Here is a 1,622-nt window from a genome sequence, read left to right on the forward strand (position 1 = left end):
TAACGGCACCGTTTAATTGCGTATGCTTACCCACATCAATCGTGAATCCCCCTTGCCCTGCAAAGATCCCCGTCTGCGCTTGCACCGATCGATAAGTGCTGTCCATCTTATCGCGCGCGAGATTGACGCTCCCTGAAGGGCTCATGGTGCTAAAGGTACAGCTTTCACCCGCGCTGGCGCTTTGTTGTTTGGAGTCGTAGCGGTTGCTGTCTTGCTCAGAGGTTAGCGTTAAGTTGCGCCCAACCTGTGCCGCTATCCGTTCGCCATTGACCTGTGCGCCGGTTAGGGTGGTATCGCGACCACTGTGTAAGGTTACTACACCGCCGCTGTCGAGCGTTGTCTCTTGATGAGCCAGAGAACTGCCGTTCTCCTTGCCTTTGCTGGCATTGACGCTGGTAGAGATGCTAATGCCCGCGCTGTTACCGCTGGCCCCAATCCCTACCCCCAATGACCCGCCATGACTGCTGTTTTTACCACTCAGGGTTTCATTGTCTTGGCTAGAGTGCAGCAGGATATCCTGCGCGGTGCGTTGGTTGCCGTAGGAGAGGTTAACCCCCATCGCCTATTGTGATGTTGGCTGCTTAGTATGTGGGTCATTGGCGAGTTTAGTCGTGTAAACCATTTTATTGATGCCACACATGGGAAATTATCAAGGAGTTGATTAAGGCTAATACAACTCATAAGCCAGAGACAGGCACACCCACAACTCAATCAAGGCATTATACCGTGGGATATGTCCGGGATCACATTAAGCATCAACCTTCACCATCGATTATTCTTAAGGGGCACTGGATGGGGGAGCTTGGCTTTGAGACAGGCAGGAAGGTTGAAGTGCGTTATCAGCAGGGAGAGTTGGTTATTCGGTTGGTTGGGGAGTGATTGGTGGGTAAAAAATCCCAGCCTCAAGGGCTGGGATTCATTATTAATTACCTTCTATCCATACTTCTTTTATCCAACTTGCTAGATCAGTCCATTGATCGTTACTGTAACCATCGGTTGTCCAGTACCTGACTACTCCTTCAGGATCAATGCAATAATAACTACCATTATCTTCACATATTGGTAGCCAAGACTCAGGCAAGCCTTGTTCTCTTGCATCAACTAAAGCTGAAATTAATTCACCATAGTATTTTTTATCTTTCGATAGAGATAATAATTCTATAGTTCCATAAAATACATTTCCTGCTTCCTTAAGAACTTTTCGATAGTCAGCGGAAAATGTAAAACCAGTATCTTTCTCATATTGAGTAATTAAATTATCATCCGGCAATGGTAAGTTATTTCTTTCATTGTCAGATAATCTAACTAACTCACTAATAACATTATCTAAGTTATCTTTCATAATTCATCCTATTTAAAGTCATTAGCTCTTTGTTTCCAGTAATCAGATCGCCATTTATTAAATTCCGGACGACTAATCCCTGAAGGCACACTATTATCATTAATATGGATAATACTGTGATTATCTTTATGAAAACTCTGAGTTACTTCTGCTATCGGGCCATTCTGTTTTTGTAGCATATGATGTAAGTTAACAGGTTTCCCGGTAATCCCCCCATTTTTAACGGAGGCGATAAGTAGAATCAGTTAATACGTTGAATATGCTGCATTGGTGTGAAGCC

4 protein-coding genes are annotated in these 1,622 nt (G+C 44.3%); 1 reads left to right on the forward strand and 3 read right to left on the reverse strand.

Annotation, left to right across the window (positions count from 1 at the left end; all coding sequences use genetic code 11):
* The coding region (locus HGT73_RS14535) for a hemagglutinin repeat-containing protein (protein ID WP_214215971.1) at window positions 1–559 on the reverse strand (559 nt) is incomplete at its 3' end.
* 167 nt (window positions 560–726) lie between these two features.
* Here HGT73_RS14535 and HGT73_RS14540 point away from each other — a divergent pair.
* Window positions 727–879, forward strand: coding sequence for a SymE family type I addiction module toxin (locus tag HGT73_RS14540; RefSeq protein ID WP_214215972.1), 153 nt, complete (start codon window positions 727–729; stop codon window positions 877–879).
* 43 nt (window positions 880–922) lie between these two features.
* On the opposite strand, the gene HGT73_RS14545 is transcribed toward HGT73_RS14540, so the two are convergent.
* Together HGT73_RS14545 and HGT73_RS14550 are read right to left on the reverse strand one after the other, a co-directional pair.
* Window positions 923–1,342: an SMI1/KNR4 family protein gene (locus HGT73_RS14545; RefSeq protein ID WP_214215973.1), complete on the reverse strand. Its 420-nt coding sequence runs from the start codon at window positions 1,340–1,342 to the stop codon at window positions 923–925.
* Window positions 1,343–1,350: 8 nt separating this feature from the next.
* Window positions 1,351–1,587 carry an HNH/ENDO VII family nuclease gene (locus HGT73_RS14550; protein ID WP_214215974.1) on the reverse strand — a complete coding sequence of 79 codons (237 nt, stop codon included), beginning with the start codon at window positions 1,585–1,587 and terminating at the stop codon, window positions 1,351–1,353.
* Window positions 1,588–1,622 lie beyond the last annotated feature (35 nt).

The sequence above is a fragment of the Rosenbergiella australiborealis genome (assembly GCF_018494035.1).
Classification (GTDB): Bacteria; Pseudomonadota; Gammaproteobacteria; order Enterobacterales; family Enterobacteriaceae; genus Rosenbergiella; species Rosenbergiella australiborealis.

Excerpts from the sequence above, each read along its gene's own strand:
- HGT73_RS14545 (WP_214215973.1), bottom strand. The coding sequence starts at position 1,342 with ATGAAAGATAACTTAGATAATGTTATTAGTGAGTTAGTTAGATTATCT.